We start from the raw sequence: 25,941 nt of genomic DNA, 5'->3' as shown, positions 1-25,941 counted from the left end.
CCACCTTGAGCAAAATACCCCTAATACTACGGATTATATTCCGCCACTATTACTAAATAAAAATTGCACTAATCTCCAGCAATTGATTTGTTGAAATTAGTGCAATTTTATTTAAATATTCGGTCTAAAATTTATGTGACCAGACGATAGGTTATTTTATTTTTTTAAATTGATCAATTCCTGCTTTCAACCATCCTTTATAAGCATTGATATTTGAATTATAACTTTCTGGTTTATCAGATAACATATTTTCTTCTGTATCTAAAACAATGTAATACGGTTGCGCATTGGCTTTGTATCGAGTGATTTGAAAATCGCTCCATTTATTCCCCACACTTACAATTTCTTTACCCGTTTCTTTAGATATATATTGCTCACTTTTTGGCAATTCTCTTTTATCATCGACATACAAAGAGATCAATACCACTTCATCCTGTAATATTTTAAGAATCGCGGGATCAGACCAAACATAATCTTCCATTTTTCTGCAATTCACACAAGCAAATCCGGTAAAATCAAGTAAAATGGGTTTGTTTACTGATTTAGCATAAGCCAATCCTTTTTCATAATCGTCAAAAGCAATAAGATCATGTGGCCCTAAATGTGCGCCTTGCGGCAAAATTTGGGCTGATGCATTCGATCCGCCTTTTGAGTTTCCTACACCGTATGGACTTTCGCTATAGGTCATTGGTGGCGGGAAACCAGAAATTAATTTTAATGGTGCGCCCCAAATTCCGGGAATTAAATAGATGGTAAAGGCCAGCACTACTAATCCGAAAGACAATCTTCCCACCGAAATATGATTCATAGGACTATCATGCGGCAGCGTAATTTTTCCGAATAAATAAAACGCAAGTGTTCCAAAAATAGCAATCCAAATTGACAAGAACACTTCTCTTTCTAAGAAATGCAATTGCAATACCAAATCCGCATTGGATAAAAATTTGAAGGCCAAAGCCAATTCTAAAAATCCTAAAACCACTTTAACAGTATTCAACCAACCACCAGATTTTGGCAAAGAATTCAACCAACCCGGAAACATCGCAAACAACATAAAAGGTAAGGCTAAAGCTAATGAAAATCCGAACATCCCTACAATTGGTGCTATTCCTCCCTTAGAAGCCGCTTCTACTAATAGTGTTCCCACAATAGGTCCTGTACAAGAAAAAGATACAATCGCTAAGGCTAAAGCCATAAAGAGAATTCCAATTATACCACCTCTATCCGCTTGATTATCGACTTTATTAGCCCAAGAATTAGGCAACATGATCTCGAAAGCACCTAAAAATGAAGCCGCAAAAGTAACTAGTAAAATAAAGAAAATAATATTAAACCAAACATTCGTTGATAACGCATTCAGGGCATCGGCACCAAAAATCCAAGTCACTAAAAAGCCTAAAACTACATAAATAAAGATAATAGCAATTCCATAAATAATGGCATTTCTAATTCCTTTTGCTTTTGTTTTACTTTGTTTTGTAAAAAAACTTACTGTCATAGGGATCATCGGGAAAACACAAGGCGTAAGCAATGCGGCAAATCCAGATAAAAAAGCGATAAAGAAAATAGACCATAATCCCCTTTGTTTGGAAGGCTTAGAATCTAATACCGGAACTTTTTCAGGAGTAACAATTTGTGCTTTATTCCCATCCGTATTTACAACTGTAGTATCAACTTTGGCAGAATCTATTGTCGTTAAATCAGGTGCTACAGTAGCTATCTCTAATGTTTTTGAAGCCACAGGAATCGTAAACGAAAAATTCTTCTCTATATTAATACAAACCTCTTTACACACTTGGTAATTGAAATTAACTTCAATTTTAGAAACCTTTGGATTTGTAATTGTGATTTCTTGTTGAATTTGTCCTTTCTTTTCAAAAAATGTTTCGTTTACTTCAAAAATATCATTAAAAGCTGTTCGGGTCTTGCTTTCTTTGGCTTTACCAACCAAATTAAAATTTCCTTTTTGATTTTTGAAAATGATTTCCAATGGCAGCGGTCCGCCATCTGGAGTAAATTGAGAATACAAATGCCAATCATTTTCTATGACAACATTGAAAGTAAGGATATAATTAGTATCTGATTTTTTTTCTATTTTGGTGGTCCATTTTGCAGGATCAAGAATTTGAGCATCTCCATTGGCAAAAGCCAAAAAAGCAATAAGTATAAATAGTAGTTTCTTCATTATTCTAATTGTATTTTAAGTATATTTCTTGTTGTATTTTGTACTTTAAAGCGTTCATCTTGACGAACATCAATAATCCAAACTATTTGATCATTCGAACATAAAAGCCAAGTATTTTCTTTATCTATCAATGATAATTTTTCATCTTTAAAAAGCTTGCTTACTTTCTTCGATTTACCATTCATCCCAAAAGGCTGCAGCTTATCTCCCTCGTTCCAATGCCTTAAAACCAATGGATATTGTAATTTATCGGCGTCCACAAAGATAGTTTTATTTGAAACGATACTAATGTCCGCTACTTTACAAAACGTAAGATTTAAGGGAATATTAACTTCTTTTTGATTTTCGTCAATAAAATATTCTTCCTTTTCATTTACGAAATTTATCGGGCTAAGGATTAGAGAATTCCTATTTTTCAACAAACGGTATTCAGAAGAAAAAATTTGCTTTCCAGATTGGCTTTCGACCAAATCATAAATATCATCCCATGCCGAAAATTCAAATTCTTTGAGCCATTGGTACAAATACGATTTGTAATTCGGTAATTTTTTTAATTTTTTTAAATCAAAGTAAATATCTTCTTTCTCTTGCGTTGCAACTTGCTGATAAATCATAATGGAAGCATCTTCAACCATAACTTGTGCCTCTTGCAAATACATTTGCGTTTTGTTAAACGAGGAAAGGAAATTTGGATTCAATTCCTTTAACATTGGGACCAGATGATGGCGAATTTTATTTCGAAGGTATTTATCAGATGCATTACTACTGTCTTCACGCCATTGAATGTTATTTAATCCGGCATATTCTTCCATTTCCGCCTGGCTGAATGCCAAAAGTGGGCGAATTACTTTTTCGTTCTGTTCCGGAATCCCTGTCAAACCATCTAAACCTGTTCCTCGACTCAGATGGATTAGGAATGTTTCCAGATTATCATCAGCATGATGCGCCGTAAGAATATAGTCAAATTTTTCCGTTTCCAATAATTCATAAAACCAATTGTAACGTAATTCTCGGGCTGCAACTTGGGTAGATATTTTATAATCTTCAGAAAAAGCTTTGGTATCAAATTGCGTTATAAATACTGAAATATCATTTGTAGTGGCATATTGCTGAACGAAATTTTGATCTTCAAAACTTTCCATACCGCGCAATTGAAAATTACAATGTGCAATTCCAATTTTATAATTCAATTGCTGAAACAAATGCACCATGACCATACTGTCTTTCCCGCCACTTGTAGCAAGAAGTAATTTTTTTCCGTTCAAGAATTGGAAATTATGAAGCAGATGGTTTTTGAATTTCTGTAGCATGTTCAAATTTAATTAATTCATTTTGATTTAGCTTAAAACTTCTCGCATAGCTTTTGCTTTAAGCAAACATTCTTCATACTCGTTTTCAGGAATGGATTGCGAAGTTATAGCACTTCCAACTGAAAAAGAAACATATTTTTTTTCTTGATTGTATAAAATGCTTCGGATAACCACATTGAAATCAAAATTTCCATTGGGGGAAATATACCCTACAGCACCACTATAGAGCCCACGTTTGTTTTCTTCCAGTTGTTCAATGATTTTCATCACCGAAATCTTTGGAGCTCCGGTCATACTTCCCATTGGAAAAGTTGTTTTTAAGGCATCTACAACGGAATATTGTGCATCTAATCTTGAAGTTACTGTTGATATCATTTGATGTACTTGCATAAAAGTATAAATACCACATAACTCTTCTACTTCAACGGATCCCTTTTGTGCCGTTCGAGACAAATCATTCCGCACTAAATCCGTAATCATAATATTTTCAGCTCTTTCTTTTGGGTCTAAAGCCAATTGTATTTTTGATTTTTCATCTTCAATTTGATCCAAAAATCGTTTGGCAGTTCCTTTAATTGGCTGTGAAATAAGCCGTTCTCCTTCTTTTTTTAAATAGCGTTCCGGTGTCGCCGAAAGTAAAAAGTGTTTGTTGTTTTTAAAAAAAACAGCAAATGGAGGCTGAGAAATTTCGTTGAGTTTTATAAATTTTTCAATTGGATCAATCGTTGTATTTTCGGCAAAAAACTCCATACAAAAATTGGCTTCATAAATATCGCCTTGATGAATATGTTCCAATATTTTAGAAACCTTTTCAAGATAATTTTCTTTCAGAATTCGTTGCTGAATAGTTACTATTTCTTCTATTTCAACTTTTGACTTTTGACTTTCAACAATACTTTCAAAATCTTCCTCTATTTCAGCGTCACACACATTAAGATATTGAATTTCCAGTTGATTCCCTTTCAATAAAAACAGTTTTTTTGGTTGAAAGAAAAACAAATCCGGAAAATCTAGTCCATCAAAATTATCTGATTGTAAATCCTCAATGTCATTTTTAAGATCATAAGATAAAGTACCAAAAAGCCAATCTTTAGTACTTCGCTGGTATTGTTTTAAATCCTCAAAAGCATTGTGATGATCGGTCTTTATTGAAGTAAATGCATCAACGGCAAGAACACAATCATAACTGGAATAGTTTTGCGGATAATCATTACTGTCTAAATAAATGATTTCTCGAAACTGTTGAGACCAAAATAAAAGTTGCTGCTTGAACAATTTTGGATTAGAAATGGACTTGTAAATTGAAGTTCTCAAAAAATGATGGTGTTTAAAATTCAAAATTACAACAAAAAATAAACCTTCAATAACTGATTTTACAAAAAGTAGCTTATTTTTTTGTAAATTTGATACTACAGGTTTGTTTTTGAATTCTTTTAATCATTTAATAATTCCAGTTATGGCTTCAAAAATTTTTATTAATTTAGCTGTTAAAGACTTAAAAAAATCCATTGATTTTTTTACTAAACTTGGATTTTCTTTCAATCCACAATTTACAGATGAACATGCTACTTGCATGATTATAGGAGAAAATATTTTTGCGATGTTAGTTACGGAGCAACGTTTTAAAGACTTTACCAAAAAAGAAATTTGTAATGCCCATAAAAATACCGAAGTTTTACTTGCAATAGATGCCGAGAGCAAAGAAAAAGTAGATGAAATGATTCAAATTGCAGTTAGTGCCGGTGGTTCAATTTATATGGAGCCACAGGATCATGGGTGGATGTACGGAAATAGTTTTGCTGATTTAGATGGGCATCAATTGGAAATTTTCTATATGGATCAAAGTGCTATTCCTAAATAATAATTCTCAAATCTGTAACCTCTAAAAACCATATACTATGAAAATTGCAATTATTATTATCCGAACTTTAATTGGGCTTTTGCTACTTTATGCGTCTGTTAGCTTCTTTCTAAAACTAGCACCGGAACCAGAAGTTACAGGAAACTTTAAGGCTTTTAATGTCGGCTTAGTTGCGTCAACTTATTTGATCCCCTTGGCAAAATCAATGGAATTCCTTTGTGGATTATCCTTTATTACCGGACGGTATGTTACATTAGCCAATATTTTAATATTACCTATTACCATAAACATTTTGTTTATTAACTTTTTTTTATCCCCTGAAGGAATACCAATTGCCTTATTTTTATTTTTAGGAAATCTGTTTTTAATTTACAGCCATTGGGAAAATTACAAAGGTTTATTTGTGGCCAAAGGCTAAGTAAATTCACCTCATAACAAATAAAAACCCGTTCAATAGAACGGGTTTCTTTATTTTTAAACAAGTATTTGATCTCTCATTTCAGATTCTCTAATTATACATGCAAAGCTCTGTTATCAGTAGCGGCTAATGCAGCTTCTTTTATCGCTTCTGCAAATGTTGGATGTGCATGAGACATTCTTGAAATATCTTCAGCAGATGCTTTGAATTCCATTGCAGTAACTGCTTCAGCAATTAAATCCGCACAACGGGCTCCAATCATGTGAACTCCCAGCACTTCATCCGTTTTTGCATCAGCAAGAATTTTTACAAATCCGTCTAAATCTCCTCCAGCACGAGCACGACCAAGGGCTTTAAAAGGAAAACTTCCTGATTTGAAATCTACTCCAGCTGCTTTCAATTGCTCCTCCGTTTGTCCTACAGCTGCCACTTCTGGCCAAGTATAAACAACACCCGGAATCAAGTTATAATCAATATGTGGTTTTTGACCTGCTAATATTTCTGCAACCATGGCTCCTTCTTCTTCTGCTTTGTGCGCTAACATAGCACCGCGAACAACATCTCCAATAGCATAGATATTAGGTACGTTAGTTTGTAAATGATCATTTACTTCAACCATTCCTCTATCTGAAATTTTCACTCCTGCTTTATCAGCATTCAATCCATCAGTATACGGACGACGTCCCACAGAAACTAATGAATAATCTCCTTCCAGCGTAATTGTTTCTCCTTTTGCATTTTCAGCTTGAACAACAACGCTCTCGCCATTTCTTTCTACTGATTTCACTTTGTGTGAAACGTAGAATTTCATGCCTTGTTTTTTTAATACTTTGGTCAATTCTTTTGACAATGAAGCGTCCATTCCGGGAATAATTCGATCCAAATATTCTACTACAGAAACTTGCGCTCCCAATCGTAAATACACTTGCCCTAATTCAATTCCAATTACTCCACCACCGATAATTACCAAATGTTTTGGTACTTCTTTAAGTTTCAACGCCTCTGTAGAAGTGATGATTCTTTCTTTATCGATTTTGATAAATGGCAAAGAAGATGGTTTTGAACCTGTAGCGATAATGATATTTTTAGCTTCGATAGTTTCAGAAGTTCCGTCCGCTTTTGCAACAGCAACATGTGTAGCATCAACAAATGAACCCAATCCTTCCAGAACTGTAATTTTATTTTTGTCCATTAAAAATTTCACACCACCTGAAGTTTGATCTACAACTGCTTGTTTGCGCGCAATCATTTTTTCAAGATTTACTTTTACTTCGCCAGAAAATTCAATTCCGTGATCTGCAAAATGAGCAATTTCACTGTAATGATGAGAAGAAGCAAGTAATGCTTTGGAAGGAATACAACCTACATTCAGGCAAGTTCCTCCAAGAGTTGAATATTTTTCGATAATTGCTGTTTTGAAACCCAACTGTGCACAACGAATTGCTGATACATATCCGCCTGGTCCAGAACCTATAATGACTACGTCAAATGAACTCATAGTATATTTTTTTATTGTGTTTTTATAAAATGTTGCACAAAATTAAGGAATTAAGTTTTGTTTAAAGTTTAATTCCGAAGGTTTTTTGTTACGATTTTTTAGTAATTAACATTTACTTGTCATTGAATACCACTTAAAATTCACCTTTATTCTAAATATCAACAACAGTCGTATTTTTTACTTCACTAATCATAAAAGTGCTATGTGTACTGCCTATGTGTTGCAATGTAGTCAGTTTTGTAACCAAAAATTCTCGATACGCTTCCATATCTTTTACTACTATTTTAATTATATAATCATAATCACCACTCACATGATGGCATTCAAGGACTTCCTTGAGTTTTACCACTTCATTTTCGAATGTAGCAATAAACTCTTTGGTATGCTGAATCAATTTGAGGTGACAAAAAACAACAAAACCTTTTTCGACTTTCGAACGATTGATTAACACGACATATTTATCGATAATTCCTTCTCTCTCCAGTTTTTTAATTCGTTCGTAAACAGCAGTAACAGAAAGATTAAGTTTTAAGGAAAGCTCTTTGGTTGTTTTTTTACTGTCGGATTGTAATAAAAAAAGTAGTTTTTTATCGATGGGGTCTAATGTCATTTTTATTGAAATTTGAATTGAAATAAAATCTATATAAATCCTATTTGAGAGGCTAATTTAGAAAATTAAATTATATAATTTAATTATAATAGTTTTAAAATCTAATATTAAACAATATGATTGATTATCAATCTAGAACATTGTTATTTTGGATAGATTTTATTCATACCGAAATCTAATAGCCCTGATAGCAGCGACATCCTTTTACTTTTTTCTTTAAAAAGTAAAAGATACAGCGAATAGCAGGAATAGCTTCAAATAACAATAAAAAACAATTATGAAAAATTTCAATCCCGCAGACAACATTCAGGATTTACAGTACTTTGGTGAATTTGGTGGTGTGAATCCATCCATTTCGGATTCCTCAACCTACACTTTCTTATCGGCAAAAACAATGTTCGATACTTTTGAAGGCAATATAGAAGGCTGTTATTTATATTCACGTCACTCTTCTCCAAGCAATTTATACTTAGACAAAGCCTTGGCTGCGATGGAAGGCACAGAAACAGCCAATGTTTCAGCATCAGGAATGGGAGCCATTACCCCTACATTGTTGCAATTGTGCGGTGCTGGCGATCACATCGTTTCCAGCAGAACTATTTATGGCGGAACCTATGCTTTCTTGAAGAATTTCACACCAAGATTAGGCATCAAAACCACTTTTGTTGACATCACAAAACTAGACGTTGTAGAAGCTGCAATTACTCCCGAAACTAAAGTTTTGTACTGTGAAACGGTGAGTAATCCTTTACTGGAAGTAGCTGATATTGCCGGTTTGGCAAAAATTGCTAAGAGACATAATTTGAAATTAGTGGTAGATAATACTTTTTCACCATTATCTGTTTCTCCTGCAAAATTAGGTGCGGATATTGTGATTCATAGTTTGACAAAATACATCAACGGGAGCAGTGATACTGTGGGAGGCGTCACCTGTGCTTCTCAGGAATTTATTGATAGTTTAAAAAATGTGAATAGTGGCGCCAGTATGTTATTGGGTCCAACAATGGACAGTTTACGTTCTGCCAGTGTGATGAAAAACTTACATACATTACATATTAGAATGAAACAACACAGCCACAATGCGATGTATCTTGCAGAACGTTTTGAAAAAGAGGGTCTAAAAACGGTTTATCCTGGTTTAAAAAGTCACCCAAGCCATGCATTGTATACTTCGATGATTAATCCCGAATATGGTTTTGGAGGTATGATGACACTAGATGTTGGCACTTTGGAAAAAGCTAATGCATTAATGGAATTGATGCAAGCCAAAAATTTAGGATATTTGGCAGTAAGTTTAGGATTTTATAAAACTTTATTTAGTGCTCCGGGAACTTCAACTTCTAGCGAGATTCCTATCGATGAACAAATAGAAATGGGATTGACTGATGGTCTAATTCGGTTTTCTATAGGTTTGGATAATGATATCGAAAGAACCTATCACATGATGAAAAAATGTATGATGGAATTGGATATACTAACACCAGAATCCGTTTTGATGAATTAGTATGAAATAAGAAAAATTTATGTTTATAGTAATCCAAAAAAAAGATCGCTAATTTTATTAACTCGTTTTTAGATAATAAAAACGCTGATTATAGTATTTTACAGATCCATTACCGGCTTTTTTCCTTTTTAACCGTTTTTATCGTAAGTTGTATCAGTCGATTTTTAGCTTTTATAAATTCATTTAGCATAATACAAATGTAGCTTACAATTTCATACATTACTTTGATTATTATTTTTAGTTGACTGAAAAATCGTTGTGGCCCCTTGGTTTTATCTAGTGGTACTAAATTTTGAAAGATTGAAACCTATTTAAACAATGAAAAATACCGTTAAAAACTAAAATATCAAGGAAAGTTTTATTTTCTACACCTACAGAAGCATCAGATTTACCAAAAAAAGTTTACAAATGTTCTAGATTACTAAAAAAATAACCCAAGTAGCATATGTGGAGCAAATTACTCTAACTATGCTTTAACTGAATTTTTTAAGTACTTAAAAAGCGAATTAATTTAAGGTATTAACTAATTCATAATGTAACAATAAAACTTGAAATCTTTAAATACATTAAAATTTAATGGGACAGAAAAACGAGTTGTTCGACTTTTAATTATGTAACTAATGAAGTATTTAAGAATTCAATTAATTACTAAAATATAAATTAGAAATTCTACATCTAACATATGTTATATTTCATTTCAAAACTTACGGTAGAACAATAAATAACTTCTAAAATGCTAATCTATTTTTTTACTATATTTGAACTTTCTGTTAGTCTATTTTATGACATAAACAGGATTGTTTAAAACCTATTAATTAACTGTAAATCGACATTTTACTTCTAAAAAATTTTAGCTAACAGCTTACTATAAATACAATGCTTAAAAATAAATTAAAAAAATACATCTTAATTTTGGCTTCTGGTTCTCCAAGACGTCAGCAATTTTTTAAAGATCTAGATTTGGATTTTGAAATTCGTTTAAAAGAAATTGAGGAAATCTATTCACCAGATTTGAAAGCAGAACAAATCACTAATTATCTGGCTGAATTGAAAGCCAGCGCTTTTGAAGGTGAATTAAAAGCCAATGAAATTCTGGTTACCAGCGATACCATTGTATGGCACAATAACAAGGCCTTGGGTAAACCAAAAAACGAGCAAGATGCTTTTGAAATCTTAAAATCATTGTCGAATGCTACACACGAAGTAATAACTTCAGTTTGTTTTAAAACCAATGTGAAAGTTGATTTATTGTATGAAATAACCAAAGTCACTTTTAATGAATTAAGCGATGAATCAATTCACTATTATTTGGAGAATTACAAACCATTTGATAAAGCAGGAGCCTATGGCATTCAAGAATGGATTGGCTTTATAGGCGTCTCAAAAATAGAAGGTTCATATGCGAATGTAATGGGAATGCCTACTGATAAAGTGTATGAATACTTGAGTAATTTAGCGTAATAAATATAGATATGGCTTTATTTAATGTATATACTAAAGAACTAATTGCATCCGGAATTCTAGGTTTTTTATTGATCTTTTTACGCATTATTTCAACAAAACTGGTGCGTCGCTTTGCTAAATCAAATCAAACAATTGAACACAGGACGAATTTAGTAATTAAGTACATCCATTTGTTTATCAATGTTTTAGCAGTTATAGCCCTAATAATAATTTGGGGGGTTCAAACCAAAGATATTTTCATTGCACTATCTTCTATCACTACTGTTGTAGGAGTTGCTATGTTTGCCCAATGGTCTATTTTAAGTAACATCACCTCTGGTATTATTTTATTTTTTTCCTTCCCGTTTAAAATTGGTGATGTAATTAAAATCCATGATAAAGATTTTCCAATTGAAGCTGAAATCGAAGATATTGGCGCTTTTCACGTTTTCTTAAAAACTATTGATGGAGAAAAGATTATATATCCAAACAATTTACTATTGCAAAAAGGGATCTCTATCCTAGAAAATCATTTCGAAAATAAAGAATTTGTTGATTAATTCATAACTTTATAATAATTAAGCGATTTTATACTATTCAATAAGTAGTATGAAAAAGTAATAATTATATAACTATTGATCTAAAATGTATAATACTTTAATTTTTATAATTATACATATTTGTTCTTGAAAAAATTTGAACTTCAAAAATATACTTTGTTTGCACTACAAAATTATAAAGAGATGAATGAGATTATAAAGTTTCCGTTTTATGTTAAATTAACCTTGACTTTATTAGGCTTAATAAGCATTGTCTTTATCTTTTATATTGGCCAAGACATATTGATTCCAATAATGATGTCGTTTTTGTTTGCCATATTATTATATCCTATAGTTCAGTTTTTTAAATCTAAACTACGTTTTCCGCATGTGTTGGCTGTAATGATAGCAGTGCTATTATTTGTTTTAGTTTTTATAGGCCTTTTTATATTTTTATCATTCCAGATCAGTGATTTTGCAGATGATTTTGATAGAATTGAAAGAAATATTAATATTCACCTAAGTAATATTCAAGGATTTGTCAGAGACAATTTTCATTTAAGTTCAAGAGAACAAAAACAATACATCGATACTGCCACAGAAGATTCGTTAGAAAAAGGAAAAGAAATAATAGGAACTACACTAATGTCTTTTACGGATACCCTAATTAATTTGACTTTAATACCTATTTACACTTTTCTAATTCTTTTGTACCGTACTCATTTTTTACTTTTTTTATCTAAATTATTCAAAAAAGAAAACCATGATCAGTTAAAAATAATTTTAACTAACATTAGAGTAGCTATCAATAGTTACATTGTAGGTTTGATTATTGAAATGATTTTAATTTCTACAATGACTACTCTTGGATTCCTGTTAATAGGTGTAAAATATGCCATTTTATTGGGTATAATAACCGGAATTCTAAATCTGATTCCTTACATTGGAATTCTATTTGCAGGTGTTTTAAGTATAGTGGCTTCTCTTACCGGTTCTCCAGATATATCAATAATTATTGGTGTTATTGTAATCACGATTGTTGTTCAACTGATCGATAATAATATTATTGTTCCACTAATTGTAAGCTCTAAAGTAGAAATAAATGCATTCATATCAATTATTGGAATCATTATCGGTGGAGCAATTGCTGGGGTTTCCGGAATGTTTTTAGCACTTCCGATACTTGCCGTTTTAAAAGTAATTTTTGACAGAGTTGAATCCCTAGAGCCCTGGGGCTATTTAATGGGCGATCATTTACCTAAAACCTACACTTGGCGCAAAATTAAATTACCTCTTTTTGATTCTGAAGAACCTTCTGAAAAAATTATACTTAAGGCTGATGTTATTGTACCAGTGTTTACTGAAACAACTACTGAAAAAGATCCTAATCGAACTGAAGGTTAAACTTAAAAAATACTTTTGAACTCATTCTTTTTAATACTAATAACATTAGAAGAAAAATTCTCTTATGTTTGTATGACAACTTTACAGTTTATTCTTTAATAATGTATAAAAAAATAAAACTGATTCTATTTCTTGTAGTATTCTGCTACTCTCACATTTCTTTTGCTCAAGCAATAGAGCCTAAAAAAGATACATCTTCCCTTTATACAAATATTCAAAATTATTCAAAAAAGAATAAGTTTACCCGTTTGATGCATAAATTAATTTTTAGATCGCCTGTGATAAAAAACGATGAAACTAAAAAAACCCAAAAAAAATACGAAACTTATGAAGGTAAAATTATAAGAAACATTACTATTCTTACTCTGGACCCTTTTGGATATTCTGAAATTGATACTTTAAAAAAACCTAAAAACTGGGCAGAAAGAAATGGTAATAAGATACATATAAAAACAAATCGCCTCGCTATTCTCAATTTATTACTTATTAAGAAAAACAAACCCTTTGATTCTTTATTAGTAAAAGAGTCAGAGCGTTTGATACGAACGCAACGCTTTATAAATAGAGTTGATATTGCACCAAAATTGATTCGAAATAGTCCTGATTCTATTGATATTTCAATACGAGTTTTAGATTCTTGGAGTCTCATTCCCAAAGGATCACTTTCGGGTTCTAGAGCTAATTTTGAACTTAAAGATCTGAATTTTTTAGGATCAGGTCATCAATTTGAAAATGACTTTAGAAATAGATTTAGTGATGGGAAAAGCGCTTACTCTGTAGCCTACAGTATTCCAAATATAAAAAACACTTTTATAAATACCCGATTAAGCTACCACATAGATTTAGATGATTATTATGCTAAAAGTATTACTATTGATCGTCCTTTTTATTCTCCCTTAACCAAATGGGCGGGTGGAATTTATTTAGACCAACAATTTCGAAAAGATACCCTACCTGATTCCAATTTAGTTTTTGCATTTCAAAATTTTAAATTTATTACTCACGATTTTTGGTTTGGGCGCGCTTTTAGGATTTTTAAGGGAAACACTGAAAGTGAACGTACAACAAATCTTATTACAACAGGTCGGTTTTTACATCTAAAATACCAAGAAAGTCCAGAGTTTAATTACGATCGTGATGATTTTTACTCTAATGAAAAACTGGCCCTATTTGGTATAGGAATTTCATCCCGTAAATTTATTAGGGACCGTTATATATTCAGAAATGGCATTATAGAGGATGTTCCTATTGGTAAAGTATACGGAATAACGACTGGTTATCAATATAAAAATAACGGTGGCCGTTACTATTTAGGTGGACGTGCTGCGTTTGGGAATTTTTATAAATGGGGCTTTTTAAGTGCTAATTTTGAGTTGGGTACTTTTTTCGAAAAATCTATAACGAAACAAACTGCATTTTCTTTTCAGGCAAATTATTTTACAAATCTATTTAGTTTAGGAAAATGGAAATTACGCCAGTTTATAAAACCACAAGTGATAATTGGATCAAACCGAATGAATGTAATAGGGGATCAACTATCAATCAATGATGATTATGGACTCAATGGATTTAGGATTGCAGATTATGGAACTGAAAAAGCAATAGTAACACTGCAAACTCAAGCCTATGCGCCATGGAATCTTTGGGGATTTCGATTAAATCCGTATTTAAATTATTCAATTGCTATGTTAGGAAATGCAAAAAATGGTTTGGCAGAAAGTAAAGCATATTCAAAAATTGGCATCGGATTAATTATAAATAATGATTACTTAGTGTTTAGTTCCTTCCAAATTTCTCTTTCCTTTTATCCTTCCATACCCGGGAATGGGCAAAATATTTTTAAAACCAATTCTTTTGAGACCACTGATTTTGGCTTCCAGGATTTTGAATTAGCAAAACCACGTACTGTAATTTTTCGCTAAAAATCGTTTTAGATTCTTGCTACATCTAGATTAAACAGAATTTTTTTAATATTAATTAACGTAATTGTTGCTGTCATGTATTGTAAACATTAATTTTATAATTCTCCGGAATTTTAAATTCAGTATTTGAATATTGAAAAAAACTAAAAGTAATCAAGCGGTTTATAATTTATTCGTTCTAAAAAAACTCAGGTTCAATGAATGATGGCCTACATAAAAATAAAAACAGTAAATTATAGGTAATGAATTAATCTAAGTCTTATTTTTGAGTAAAAGTGATTCAAATGATTAAAAAAATATTCAGTTATCTAATTCCAATAAAAATTTATCAAACAAAATCTTTGTTGAGTAAATCGATTGAGGTGACTTGGTCAAACGGCGAATTAGTTTTAGATTCTGAAAATGCCAATTATTCGTATGGCAGTCTGCAACGCATTTTAAGATTAGGCTTAAAAAACATTGGTTATGAAAAAATAGTAACCATGAATCATGTTTTAGTTTTGGGAGTTGCTGGCGGAAGCGTTATAAAAACATTGATAGATGAAATAAGATTCAAAGGAAAGATCACAGGAGTCGAAATTGATCCAGAAATAATTAAAGTAGCCAATGCGTATTTTAAATTGGATGAAGTTAAAAATCTTGACATAATAATTGATGATGCTTTTGAATTTGTTTTGAAGACCAAAATTAAATATGATTTAATTATTATTGATATTTTTCAAGATATTACAATGCCCAATTTCCTGTTTGAACCTTTTTTTATCAAAAGAATTTGCTCTCTTATAGAAAGTAAAGGTTTCATACTTTTCAATACGATGTTATTGAATGAAGCACAAAACCTACGAAATAAAAAATACGTTTCTGAGTTTTATGAAAACCAATTCAAAATCAAAACTATTCCTCGAGTTGAAGTTCATAATGAATTGATAGTAATCGAAAAGCTATTATAATGCTAAGCAACAATAAATTTAGAATACTAATTTGCCCGTAATGGAAATAAATTGTTGTCTAACTACAAATAATTAGCTTAAAATACTCTTTAATTAGCGATTTACTCCAAGCATATTTCTAGCTTTTTCTAAATCTTCAGGCGTATCAATCCCAATTCCTACATGTTGGGTTTCGATCATTTTAATACGTTTCCCAAATTCCAGATAGCGCAATTGTTCTAGCTTTTCTGATGCTTCCAATGATTTCATAGGGAGACTGTAAAAGTCTAATAGTGCTTGTTTTCTAAAAGCATAAATTCCGATGTGTTGCATGTACCGGACGCCCACATTTTTCTCTCTGGGATATGGGATCACGGAACGAGAAAAGTACAAAGCAAATCTGTTTTGATCGACCACCACTTTAACATTATTGGGATTATTAATATCGTCTTCATTGGTAATTTCGCGCATTAATGAAGCTAAATCTACTTTTTTGTCCAAATCATTTCTTAAAACTTCAATTACTTTGGCTAATGGTTCTACCTCAATAAAAGGTTCGTCCCCTTGTACATTAATTATTATGTCAACATCCAAATTTTCAACTGCTTCGGCAATTCGATCACTTCCGGATTCGTGTTCCTTGATACTTCTAATGGCTTTTCCGTTATGAGAAACGATTTCGTTATAAATTAAATCAGAATCGGTAACCACAAAAACATCATCAAACAATTGGGTGTTCATGGCGGCTTCATATGTCCTTAATATGACCGTTTTACCTCCTAAATCCTGCATCAGTTTAGCAGGAAATCGTGTCGAAGCATACCGGGCGGGAATGACTGCTATTATTTTCATTTACCTAATTTTATTTTTTTACGAAGATAGTAAGTCGCAAAGTTTCATTCATTTTTTTGTGCAAATATTACGCTAATAATCAACACAAATACTTTAATAAAAATGCTTAAAAATAATTATTTAAAGTAAAAATGTTTAAATAGTACTTAACACTATGAAATCTATATCCTTGAAATCGATCAACAAAACCTATATATGTCAAATATAGCAAAATATATTTTAGACTTTTAGAGGTTATACATTCCCTAAAGATTAATTTATCAACTTAAAATCATGTAGAAATAAATATAAGTAATTAACACCCTTATTTAGGTTTATCGATAGTGAAATTCATTTTTTAAATTATACATAGAATCAACCACTTATACATTTAATTGTATAAAACCAATTCGATAAAAAGCAGTAGGCACTTGCTTTTTTATAGAAGAAATTAGTCCGAATTTATATCTAGACTTTACCTCGCTTGAAGCCTATTTAATTGTTGTTAGGCTGTCCCTATCGATTTTTAAAAAGCTACAAAAAGTACCCTGTTTTATGAAGATCATACCTAAAAAAAAGCAAGAATTTTGGTTCCATTCAATAATGCTTTTTTTGCTAGCCCATTATTACATATGAAGCAAACACAGTTGATTTAATTAAAGCAAATGGAATACTAATAAAAGTAAAGTGATGTTCGTAGAATTTATTTATACTTCATGTAAAATGAATTAAAAATGAATCAATATTAAAATCATTTGAATTTTATTCCTAATTTTACATTCGTGAAATGGATTTTATCGATATTATCAATTTATCTAATAGCTCTTTCCTGTTTGCCGTGTGCTGACATCGAAGTAAATAGTCCTGTTCATGATTTGGCTAAACTAGCGCCAATTGATGAACAACATTCCCATGATAAAGAAAAAGATTCCTGTTCCCCTTTTTGTTTTTGTAATTGTTGTGGTGCACAAGTATTGAGTTATCAGTCCAATATCCCCTTTGGTTTTACTGTAGTTTCTGCTATGATAAACATGCAGCTACCTACTTATAAATCCGTTTTTGCTTCTAATTTCTTTGGAAGTATTTGGCAACCTCCACAAATAGTATAATGATACCTGTCCCGACACTTCGGGATTCGGTACAGAGAATTCTGGTTTTTCCACAGTATCCAAAGGGCAATTTATTGTTCCCATTTCTCATTCATTATAATATTTAAATGTTAGATAAAATCATACAATTTAGTATAAAGAACAAATTCATTATACTTTTATTTACCCTTATGCTGATCGTTTGGGGTAGTTATTCTCTTAAAAATTTACCGTTAGATGCGTTACCCGATGTAACAAACAACCAGGTCCAAATTATTACTACCGCTCCTACCTTAGCAAGTCAGGAGGTTGAACAATTAATAACATATCCGCTGGAACAAGCAGTCAAAACGATTCCTAAAGTAATCGAACTGCGCAGTATCTCTCGTTTTGGACTTTCAGTAGTTACTGTTGTTTTTAAAGACGATGTGGACATTTATTGGGCACGAGAACAAATTTTTCAACGGTTGAAACAGGCTGAAGAAAACATTCCAAAATATGCAGGTTCGCCCGAATTAGCCCCCATAACAACAGGACTTGGAGAAATATATCAATATGCGGTGTATGCCAAAAAAGGATATGAAAATAAGTATGATGCCGTACAATTAAGAACGATTCAAGATTGGATTATTACGCCTCAATTACAAGGTATTGAAGGTATTGCAGAAGTAAGCACTTGGGGTGGAAAACTAAAACAATATGAAATTGCAGTCAATCCTAATACATTGAATAGTTTGGGTGTAACGATAACTGAAATTTTTGAAGCGCTTGAAAAAAACAATCAAAATACTGGAGGTGCCTACATTGAAAAAGACCAATATGCCTATTTTATTAGAGGTGTTGGTATGGCAACTGGTCTCAAAGATTTAGAAAATGTAGTAGTCAAAAATCGTAATGGTTCGCCTATTTTAATTAGAGATGTTGCAGTTGTAAAAGAAGGAATAGCACTGCGTTATGGGGCTTCAACTAAAGATGGAAAAGGCGAAATCGTGTCTGGTTTAGCATTAATGCTTAAAGGTGAAAACTCTAGTGCAGTAGTGGGAAGAATTAAAGAGAAAATGGTTCAGATCAACAAAACCTTACCCGAAGGTGTAGTTGCCGAAGCTTTCATCGATCGAGGGAAATTAGTTGACAATGCTATTGGAACGGTTACTAAAAACTTACTTGAAGGTGCGTTAATCGTGCTATTTGTATTAATATTATTTCTTGGTAATTTACGAGCCGGATTAATTGTTGCTTCTGTCATTCCTTTAGCCATGCTTTTTGCAGTCATATTGATGAATTATTTTGGCGTAAGCGGAAATCTAATGAGTTTGGGCGCTATCGATTTTGGAATTATTGTCGATGGTGCCGTAATCATTGTTGAAGCAACCATGCATCATTTACAAAAACTAAATAAGCAAAAAACATTAACGCAATCAGAAATGGATACTGAAGTATACAAATCTGCTTCCAAAATCAGGAACAGCGCTGCTTTTGGAGAAATTATAATTTTAATAGTTTACCTGCCTATTTTAGCTTTAATCGGTACCGAAGGAAAAATGTTTAAACCTATGGCCATGACTGTTGGTTTTGCAGTGGTTGGAGCTTTTATTTTGTCATTGACGTATGTTCCTATGATGAGCGCGCTTTTTTTATCAAAAGACACGGAACATAAACCCAATTTCAGTGATAAAATGATGGCTTGGTTTGAAAAAATTTACATCCCATTTTTACATAAAGCGTTACAATTTAAGAAAGCCGTCTTAGCGATTGCTATAGGGTTATTCGTTTTTGCCTTTGTTATCTTTCAAAATATGGGAGGTGAATTTATTCCAACTATCGAGGAGGGCGATTTAGCGATTAATGCCTCTATTATGACTGGAAGTTCACTTTCGCAAATGGTAAAAACAACTACCGAATATGAAAAAATCTTAAAAGCAAAATTCCCGGAAATAGAAACTATAGTGACTAAAATTGGTAGTGGCGAAATCCCAACTGACCCAATGCCTATTGAAAGTGGCGATTTAATTATTGTGCTTAAAGACAAAAGCGAATGGACTTCGGCAGAAAACTGGGAAGATTTAGCCAATTTAATAAAAAAAGAAATGGAAGCCATTCCTGGTGCCACTATAGAGATTTCGCAACCCATTCAAATGCGTTTCAATGAATTAATGACAGGAAGCCGAAGCGATATTGCTATCAAGATTTTTGGTGATGATTTAGAAATTTTAGATACGAGAGCAACGGAACTCATTGCTAAAATTAAAAATATTGAAGGTATTGGTGATTTGAAAGCCGATAAAGTAAATGGATTACCTCAAATTACAATTAAATATGATTATAGTAAAATCGCGTTATATGGTCTAAATATTAGAGATATCAATCAAATTATTCGTTCTTCATTTGCTGGAGAAAGTGCGGGCAAGATATATGAGGAAAGCAAACGATTTGATATTGTAGTTCGTATGGATGCGACCAATCGAAGTGACATTACTGATGTTACCAATCTATTTATTCCATTGCCAAACGGACAACAAGTACCACTCTCACAAGTAGCTACAATTGCTTATGAGCAAGGCCCCGTTCAGGTGAGTCGTGAAGATGGAAAGCGAAGAATAACAGTTGGTTTAAATGTTCGGGGTCGGGACATCAAAAGTGTGGTCGAAGAAATACAACAAAAACTAGATAAAGATTTTAAACTTCCGACAGGATATTATATAACCTATGGAGGTCAATTCGAAAACTTGATTGAAGCGACTAAAAGACTCTCAGTAGCCTTACCTATTGCATTGGGATTGATTATAGTATTGTTATTTTTTACTTTTAATAGTTTCAAACAAGCTGGATTAATTTTCACAGCCATCCCATTATCAGCCATTGGTGGCGTATTTGCTTTGTGGCTAAGAGGCATGCCGTTTAGTATTTCGGCAGGAATTGGTTTTATTGCTTTGTTTGGGATAGCCGTATTAAACGGAATTGTATTACTCTCTTATTTTAACCAACTCAAAGCGGAGGGAATAATTGATCCTTTGCAACGGGTTTTGACAGGAACAAAAACAAGATTGCGTCCCGTTTTAATGACTGCTGCCGTGGCTTCATTAGGTTTTCTTCCTATGGCTTTATCAACCAGTGGTGGTGCCGAAGTGCAAAAACCATTGGCTACTGTTGTCATTGGTGGGTTGTTTTCAGCTACGTTATTAACACTAATCGTTTTACCAATATTGTATTTATTATTTGAAACCTCTACTAAAAATATTTTTTCTAATAAAAAAAATGAGACTCCTGACAACATTAAAAAGGAATTAAAATGAAAAAAAGAACATTAAAACACATTCTAACGAGGATTATACTTTTAATTAGCACATTTTCTTTTGCCCAAAATAGTCAATTAATCACATTAGAGAACGCTATCGATTTGGCTAAATCTAATAATATAGATTTAAAAATTGCTACTAAAGAAATTGAAAAGCAAACCGTTCTCAAAAAAAATGCTTTTCAAGTTGATCCATTGCAAATTCAGTACCAAGGAGGACAATTTAATAGTGCCAATTACGACCACAATGTTTCCGTTCAGCAATACTTTCCAATCGGAAAAATTACCAAAGCCAATAGACAATTGCAAGAAGAATTAGCAAAATTAGCCGAAAAAAGAAAAGCCTTAACGGAATATGAACTAGAAAAAGCCGTAACATTATCCTATTATCAATATCTATTTGGAGTTACTATTCAAAACTTAAACAATGAATTGAATGCTATTTATACCAAATTCCTCAAAAATGCCACCCTTCGTTTCAAGACGGGTGAAAGTGGAAATATTGAAGTAATTAGTGCCAAAGCAAAGGTGAAAGAAATTGAAACTCAAAAAGCACAATTAGAATACGATAGGATTATTTATCAAAAACAATTGCAGTTTTTTGTTCAAACCGAACTTAATATTGTTCCGGACAGCACAACGCCAGTTCAGTTTTCGTCCCTTACGAATACGAATAAAACTAAAATTGAAAGTTTAGTAACGGAGTATTATCTACAGCAGATATCAGTGTATCAAAAAGAAGCTAATACGTTTAAAGCACTCAGAACGCCAAAATTAGGATTGGGTTATTTTGCCCAGACCATTGATACGAAATCCTACTTTCAGGGATTTACAGCCGGTTTACAAATTCCATTGTTTGGTAATGCCAATACTGCTAAAGCCAAAGCATCGGAAATTAGTATTTCACAATCGCAATTAGAATTGGATAAAAACAAACTATCGTTGCGATTACAAATTCAGAAATTACAAAACGAATTTGAAAAGCAACAAAAGGGACTGGAATATTATCAAAATGAAGGTCTCCAATATGCCGAACAAATTATTACAACAGCTGAAAAAAGCTATGCCAATGGTGACATGACGTACTGGACTTACATCAGCTTTTTAAACCAAGCAATTGATATTAAAAAGCAACATGCTGAAACACTAAATTCATTCAATCAAAGTGCTATCCAGCTGCAATTTCCATCTATTTCTACTAATTAATACTCAACAAAAAAATGAAAAATATAACAATCAAAGAAATAACGTATATCCCTCGATCAACAACATATTGCTTACTTATTGCTACTTGTTTCTTACTTTTAGTCTCCTGTAACAATACAAAATCTGAGGAAGTAAGAGAAGAAGAAAAAGCTGAAAATACAGTTACTTTAACAGCACCTCAATTTAAAACAATAGGCATTGAATTGGGTGTTGTAGAAAATCGTAATTTAAATACAGTCATAAAAGCCAACGGGTATACCACCGTTCCGCCACAGAATGCTGCAAATATTTCAACTTTAATTAGTGGTGTAATAAAGGATATTTATATATTGGAAGGCACTTTTGTAAACAAGGGAAAAGTATTGGCAACCATTCAAAATCTGTCTATTATAGAAATGCAGGAAGATTACAAATCGGCAATTGCTACAGTAGAATATTTACAATTAGAATTCAATAGACAAAAAATATTGAGTGATGAAAATGTAAATCCAAGAAAAACATTTCAAGAAGTCAAATCCAAATTAGCAGTAGAACGAGCCAGAGCACAAGCAGCAAAAACTAAATTAAACGCTTTACATGTAAGCCCAAACAGCAACAGTTCATTAGTACCGATTGTATCCCCAATTAGCGGTTATGTTGGAAAAATCAGCATTTCAAAAGGATCCTTTGCCGATACAGGAGTCGTACTCTTTGAAGTAGTTGACAATAGCCAGATGCACTTGGATTTAAATGTATATGAAAAAGATTTAGGATCAATTTCTATAGGTCAGGAAGTAGACTTTGTTTTAACAAATCAATCTAATAAATCCATTAGAGGAAAAATATTTGGCATCAATAAATCTTTTTCAAATGAAAGTAAAACAGTAGCAGTACATGCTAAAATTAATGCCGAGGATGCAAAAGGATTAATTTCAGGAATGTATGTTTCCGCTAATATAAACATTAACAACAATACGGTTCCAGCATTACCAAAAGATGCCATTGTAAGAAATGGAGAAAAATATTTCATATTTATTCAGGAAAAAGCTCCTTTAGAAAAAGAAGAAAAACATACCAATATGGAAGAACACAATGAAGTTTACTTTAAAGCCATTGAAGTAATTCCTGGCACTACTGATTTGGGTTACACAGAGGTAAAATTTATTGAGACAATTCCTGCCGATGCAAAAATTGTGACTAAAGGAGCCTTTTATCTACTTTCAGTTATAAAAGGAGGCGGGAGTCACGATCACTAATTAAAGAACTTAAACACTTCCTATTATGAAACTTAAATTAAATCTTGAGAAATTTGGAGTGATTGGGCTTTTCATCACGGTTCTATTTTCACCTTGTTGTTTCCCTTTATTTAGTTTTGGGGCCTCGGTACTTGGATTAGGCAGTTTTGAATTATTTGGGGGATGGACAATGTGGGTATTTCTAATAATGGTACTACTTTCTATTTTAGGTTTTTACATTTCTTATCTAATACATGCCTCTTTACGTCCTTTACTTATAGCTGCTCCAAGTGCCCTTTTAATTTTCTTTGGATGTATTGCTAACAGCAATATTCAATTTATTTATACGGGTATGTTTGGAATATTGATCGCAACGGGAGTAAATTATTACCAAAACAAAGTATACGGAAAATGCAACAATTGTACAAAAGATATAAGCAATACTGTTGTGTTAAAATCAACTGTAACGTGTCCAAATTGCGAATTCCAAAAAGAAGAAATAATGCCCACTGATGCTTGTCAATTTTTTTATGATTGTGAAAATTGTAAAAATATACTTAAACCTTTAGAGGGAGATTGTTGTGTATATTGTAGTTATGGTTCTATAAAATGTCCGCCAATACAACTTGGAGCTATTTGTTGTTAGTTAATAAATTAGAATAATATGAAACATCTACATCAATATGATTCGTCCGGAAAACAACTTTGTTGTACGTTAGAAGAAAAAATAAACAACAAATCCAATAATCAATCAGGCTGTTGTACCCCTCAAAATGAATCCGAACATGCAGACGATGACGGTCACGATCATTCTGACGTAAAGGATAGTTTACTTCAAATGTTCCTACCCGCAATTATTTCATTTTTGTTACTTATAGTGGCCATTGGCTTGGACAATTATATCCCCCAAACTTGGTTTGTAGGCTGTGTAAGAATTCTCTGGTATGCAGTCGCGTATTTACCCGTAGGATTTCCAGTAGTAAAAGAAGCTTTGGTTAGCATATCTAAGGGCGAAATTTTTTCAGAATTTTTATTGATGAGTATTGCCACAATTGGCGCATTTAGTATTGGTGAATATCCCGAAGGTGTTGCTGTGATGCTTTTTTACGCTATCGGAGAACTGTTTCAAACTCTGGCAGTCCAAAGAGCTAAAACAAACATCAAATTATTATTAGACCAAAGACCCGATGAAGCCACTATATTGGATGGAGAAAATGCCATTACTAAAAAAGCATCCGAAATAATTATTGGAGAAATTATTCAATTAAGACCCGGAGAAAAATTAGCACTTGATGGAAAACTACTTTCAGACACTGCTTCTCTCAACACTGCAGCATTAACAGGCGAAAGCAAACCCAACACCAAACAAAAAGGAGAGACCGTTCTTGCGGGAATGATTAATCTGAATACCGTTGTTCAAGTTGATGTAACTACTGCGTACACGGATAGTAAACTGTCAAAAATCTTGAAAATGGTGCAAGAAGCAACGGCAAAAAAAGCCCCAACTGAATTGTTTATTCGGAAATTTGCCAAAATATATACCCCAATAGTTGTTTTTTTGGCTATTGGTATTTGTTTGCTTCCAATTTTATTTGTTGAAAAATATAATTTTAATGATTGGTTGTACCGTGCTTTAATATTCTTAGTTATCTCGTGCCCGTGTGCTTTAGTTATTTCCATTCCATTGGGATATTTTGGAGGGATTGGTGCGGCCAGTAAAAACGGAATTCTATTTAAAGGATCTTCCTTTCTTGATCTAATGGCCTCCATACAGGTGGTGGTTATGGATAAAACAGGAACGCTGACCAAAGGCGTTTTTAGGGTCCAAAAAGTTGTGGCTGTTGCTATTCCTGAAGCTGATTTAGTAAAATATACAGCCGCATTAGAAACCAAATCTACCCATCCCGTGGGAACCGCAATTATAGAATATGCTAAAGGAACAGAAAAAAATACAACCGTTACTGATGTAGAAGAAATTGCAGGACATGGTCTTAAAGGAAAAGTAGACGGAAATGAAATCTTGGCAGGGAATGTTAAGTTAATGCAAAAATTCGATATCAGTTATGATCCAGAAATCGATAATACTCCTTTCACGATTATTGTTATTGCAATCAATCAAAAATATGCAGGATATTTTTTAATTGCCGACGAAATCAAAGAAGATGCCAAACAAGCGATTCAGAACTTACATAAAATAAACGTAAAAACGGTAATGCTTTCCGGGGATAAACAAGCTGTTGTAGATGCGGTGGCTAAAGAATTAAACATAGACCAAGCGTACGGTGATTTATTACCGGAAGATAAAGTCCAAAAAGTCGAGGAATTGAAATTACAAAATCTTAAAATTGCATTTGTTGGTGACGGTGTAAATGATGCACCAGTTATAGCCCTAGCGGATGCTGGTATAGCAATGGGCGGTTTAGGAAGCGATGCCACTATTGAAACAGCAGATATAATAATCCAAAACGATCAGCCTGTGAAGATTTTTACCGCCATCAATATTGGAAAACAAACCAAGAAAATAGTATGGCAAAATATTGGATTGGCATTCACCGTAAAAGCCGTTGTACTTATTCTAGGTGCAGGCGGTTTAGCCACCATGTGGGAAGCAGTCTTTGCAGATGTAGGCGTGGCATTATTGGCAATTTTAAACGCCGTGAGGATTCAAAGAATGAAATTTTAAA

Annotated in this window: 18 protein-coding genes and 2 pseudogenes; 14 read left to right on the top strand and 6 right to left on the bottom strand. The window is 32.6% G+C overall.

Annotated features, from left to right (window positions below):
- Nucleotides 1–151 precede the first annotated feature (151 nt).
- From ACNQF9_RS07630 to ACNQF9_RS07620, 3 genes are read right to left on the bottom strand one after another with little or no spacing between them, the layout of a single operon-like run.
- Nucleotides 152–2,185, bottom strand: a complete 2,034-nt coding sequence (locus ACNQF9_RS07630) for a protein-disulfide reductase DsbD family protein (RefSeq protein WP_417960127.1) — start codon at nucleotides 2,183–2,185, stop codon at nucleotides 152–154.
- Nucleotides 2,185–3,495 carry a tRNA lysidine(34) synthetase TilS gene (tilS, locus tag ACNQF9_RS07625; protein WP_417960128.1) on the bottom strand — a complete coding sequence of 437 codons (1,311 nt, stop codon included), beginning with the start codon at nucleotides 3,493–3,495 and terminating at the stop codon, nucleotides 2,185–2,187. The genes ACNQF9_RS07630 and tilS overlap by 1 nt, the downstream gene beginning before the upstream one ends.
- Before the next feature lie 27 nt (nucleotides 3,496–3,522).
- Nucleotides 3,523–4,809 carry an anthranilate synthase component I family protein gene (locus ACNQF9_RS07620; protein ID WP_417960129.1) on the bottom strand — a complete coding sequence of 429 codons (1,287 nt, stop codon included), beginning with the start codon at nucleotides 4,807–4,809 and terminating at the stop codon, nucleotides 3,523–3,525.
- A gap of 142 nt (nucleotides 4,810–4,951) precedes the next feature.
- Between ACNQF9_RS07620 and ACNQF9_RS07615 the strand changes: the two genes are divergently transcribed.
- Complete coding sequence (locus ACNQF9_RS07615; protein WP_417989964.1) at nucleotides 4,952–5,356, top strand: VOC family protein; 405 nt, start codon at nucleotides 4,952–4,954, stop codon at nucleotides 5,354–5,356.
- Between the two features lie 37 nt (nucleotides 5,357–5,393).
- A complete protein-coding gene (locus ACNQF9_RS07610) occupies nucleotides 5,394–5,774 on the top strand; it encodes a DoxX family membrane protein (protein WP_417960131.1) in 381 nt (126 codons plus the stop codon).
- A gap of 94 nt (nucleotides 5,775–5,868) precedes the next feature.
- Here the strand turns inward: ACNQF9_RS07610 and lpdA are convergent, their stop codons facing one another.
- Entirely contained in the window at nucleotides 5,869–7,272 is a 1,404-nt protein-coding gene (gene lpdA / locus ACNQF9_RS07605; protein WP_417989963.1) for a dihydrolipoyl dehydrogenase, read from the bottom strand.
- Nucleotides 7,273–7,423: 151 nt separating this feature from the next.
- Nucleotides 7,424–7,882, bottom strand: a complete 459-nt coding sequence (locus ACNQF9_RS07600; protein ID WP_417960133.1) for an Lrp/AsnC family transcriptional regulator — start codon at nucleotides 7,880–7,882, stop codon at nucleotides 7,424–7,426.
- 277 nt (nucleotides 7,883–8,159) lie between these two features.
- On the opposite strand from ACNQF9_RS07600, the gene ACNQF9_RS07595 reads away from it, so the two are divergent.
- The 6 genes from ACNQF9_RS07595 to ACNQF9_RS07570 all read left to right on the top strand — a co-directional run bounded on the left by ACNQF9_RS07595 (nucleotide 8,160) and on the right by ACNQF9_RS07570 (nucleotide 15,644).
- The gene (locus tag ACNQF9_RS07595; RefSeq protein WP_417960134.1) at nucleotides 8,160–9,386 is read left to right on the top strand and encodes an aminotransferase class I/II-fold pyridoxal phosphate-dependent enzyme; all 1,227 of its coding nucleotides are present in this window, start codon (nucleotides 8,160–8,162) and stop codon (nucleotides 9,384–9,386) included.
- An 876-nt stretch (nucleotides 9,387–10,262) separates the two neighbouring features.
- On the top strand, nucleotides 10,263–10,847 hold the full coding sequence (locus ACNQF9_RS07590; RefSeq protein ID WP_417960135.1) for a Maf-like protein: 585 nt from the start codon (nucleotides 10,263–10,265) through the stop codon (nucleotides 10,845–10,847).
- Nucleotides 10,848–10,858: 11 nt separating this feature from the next.
- Entirely contained in the window at nucleotides 10,859–11,389 is a 531-nt protein-coding gene (locus tag ACNQF9_RS07585; RefSeq protein WP_417960136.1) for a mechanosensitive ion channel domain-containing protein, read from the top strand.
- A 183-nt stretch (nucleotides 11,390–11,572) separates the two neighbouring features.
- Complete coding sequence (locus ACNQF9_RS07580) at nucleotides 11,573–12,772, top strand: AI-2E family transporter (protein ID WP_417960137.1); 1,200 nt, start codon at nucleotides 11,573–11,575, stop codon at nucleotides 12,770–12,772.
- A gap of 101 nt (nucleotides 12,773–12,873) precedes the next feature.
- Complete coding sequence (locus tag ACNQF9_RS07575; RefSeq protein ID WP_417989962.1) at nucleotides 12,874–14,694, top strand: BamA/TamA family outer membrane protein; 1,821 nt, start codon at nucleotides 12,874–12,876, stop codon at nucleotides 14,692–14,694.
- 284 nt (nucleotides 14,695–14,978) lie between these two features.
- A complete protein-coding gene (locus ACNQF9_RS07570) occupies nucleotides 14,979–15,644 on the top strand; it encodes a spermidine synthase (RefSeq protein ID WP_417960139.1) in 666 nt (221 codons plus the stop codon).
- 93 nt (nucleotides 15,645–15,737) lie between these two features.
- Here the strand turns inward: ACNQF9_RS07570 and kdsB are convergent, their stop codons facing one another.
- Nucleotides 15,738–16,475, bottom strand: coding sequence for a 3-deoxy-manno-octulosonate cytidylyltransferase (gene kdsB, locus ACNQF9_RS07565; RefSeq protein WP_417960140.1), 738 nt, complete (start codon nucleotides 16,473–16,475; stop codon nucleotides 15,738–15,740).
- Between the two features lie 761 nt (nucleotides 16,476–17,236).
- On the opposite strand from kdsB, the gene ACNQF9_RS07560 reads away from it, so the two are divergent.
- The 6 genes and pseudogenes from ACNQF9_RS07560 to ACNQF9_RS07535 all read left to right on the top strand — a co-directional run bounded on the left by ACNQF9_RS07560 (nucleotide 17,237) and on the right by ACNQF9_RS07535 (nucleotide 25,940).
- A complete protein-coding gene (locus ACNQF9_RS07560) occupies nucleotides 17,237–17,563 on the top strand; it encodes a DUF6660 family protein (protein ID WP_417960141.1) in 327 nt (108 codons plus the stop codon).
- Nucleotides 17,564–17,670: 107 nt separating this feature from the next.
- A pseudogene (locus ACNQF9_RS07555) lies at nucleotides 17,671–22,043 on the top strand (CusA/CzcA family heavy metal efflux RND transporter).
- A gap of 14 nt (nucleotides 22,044–22,057) precedes the next feature.
- Complete coding sequence (locus tag ACNQF9_RS07550) at nucleotides 22,058–23,278, top strand: efflux RND transporter periplasmic adaptor subunit (RefSeq protein WP_417960142.1); 1,221 nt, start codon at nucleotides 22,058–22,060, stop codon at nucleotides 23,276–23,278.
- Between the two features lie 25 nt (nucleotides 23,279–23,303).
- Nucleotides 23,304–23,633 (top strand): annotated as a pseudogene (locus tag ACNQF9_RS07545) (MerC family mercury resistance protein); the annotation flags it as partial.
- 57 nt (nucleotides 23,634–23,690) lie between these two features.
- Nucleotides 23,691–23,903, top strand: coding sequence for a GDCCVxC domain-containing (seleno)protein (locus ACNQF9_RS07540; RefSeq protein WP_417960418.1), 213 nt, complete (start codon nucleotides 23,691–23,693; stop codon nucleotides 23,901–23,903).
- An 18-nt stretch (nucleotides 23,904–23,921) separates the two neighbouring features.
- Nucleotides 23,922–25,940, top strand: coding sequence for a heavy metal translocating P-type ATPase (locus ACNQF9_RS07535; RefSeq protein WP_417989961.1), 2,019 nt, complete (start codon nucleotides 23,922–23,924; stop codon nucleotides 25,938–25,940).
- Nucleotide 25,941: the final 1 nt, after the last annotated feature.

It is taken from the genome of Flavobacterium amylolyticum (assembly GCF_048284335.1).
In the GTDB taxonomy this organism is placed as follows: Bacteria; Bacteroidota; Bacteroidia; order Flavobacteriales; family Flavobacteriaceae; genus Flavobacterium.
This window is presented reverse-complemented; position numbering and strand designations above follow the sequence as displayed.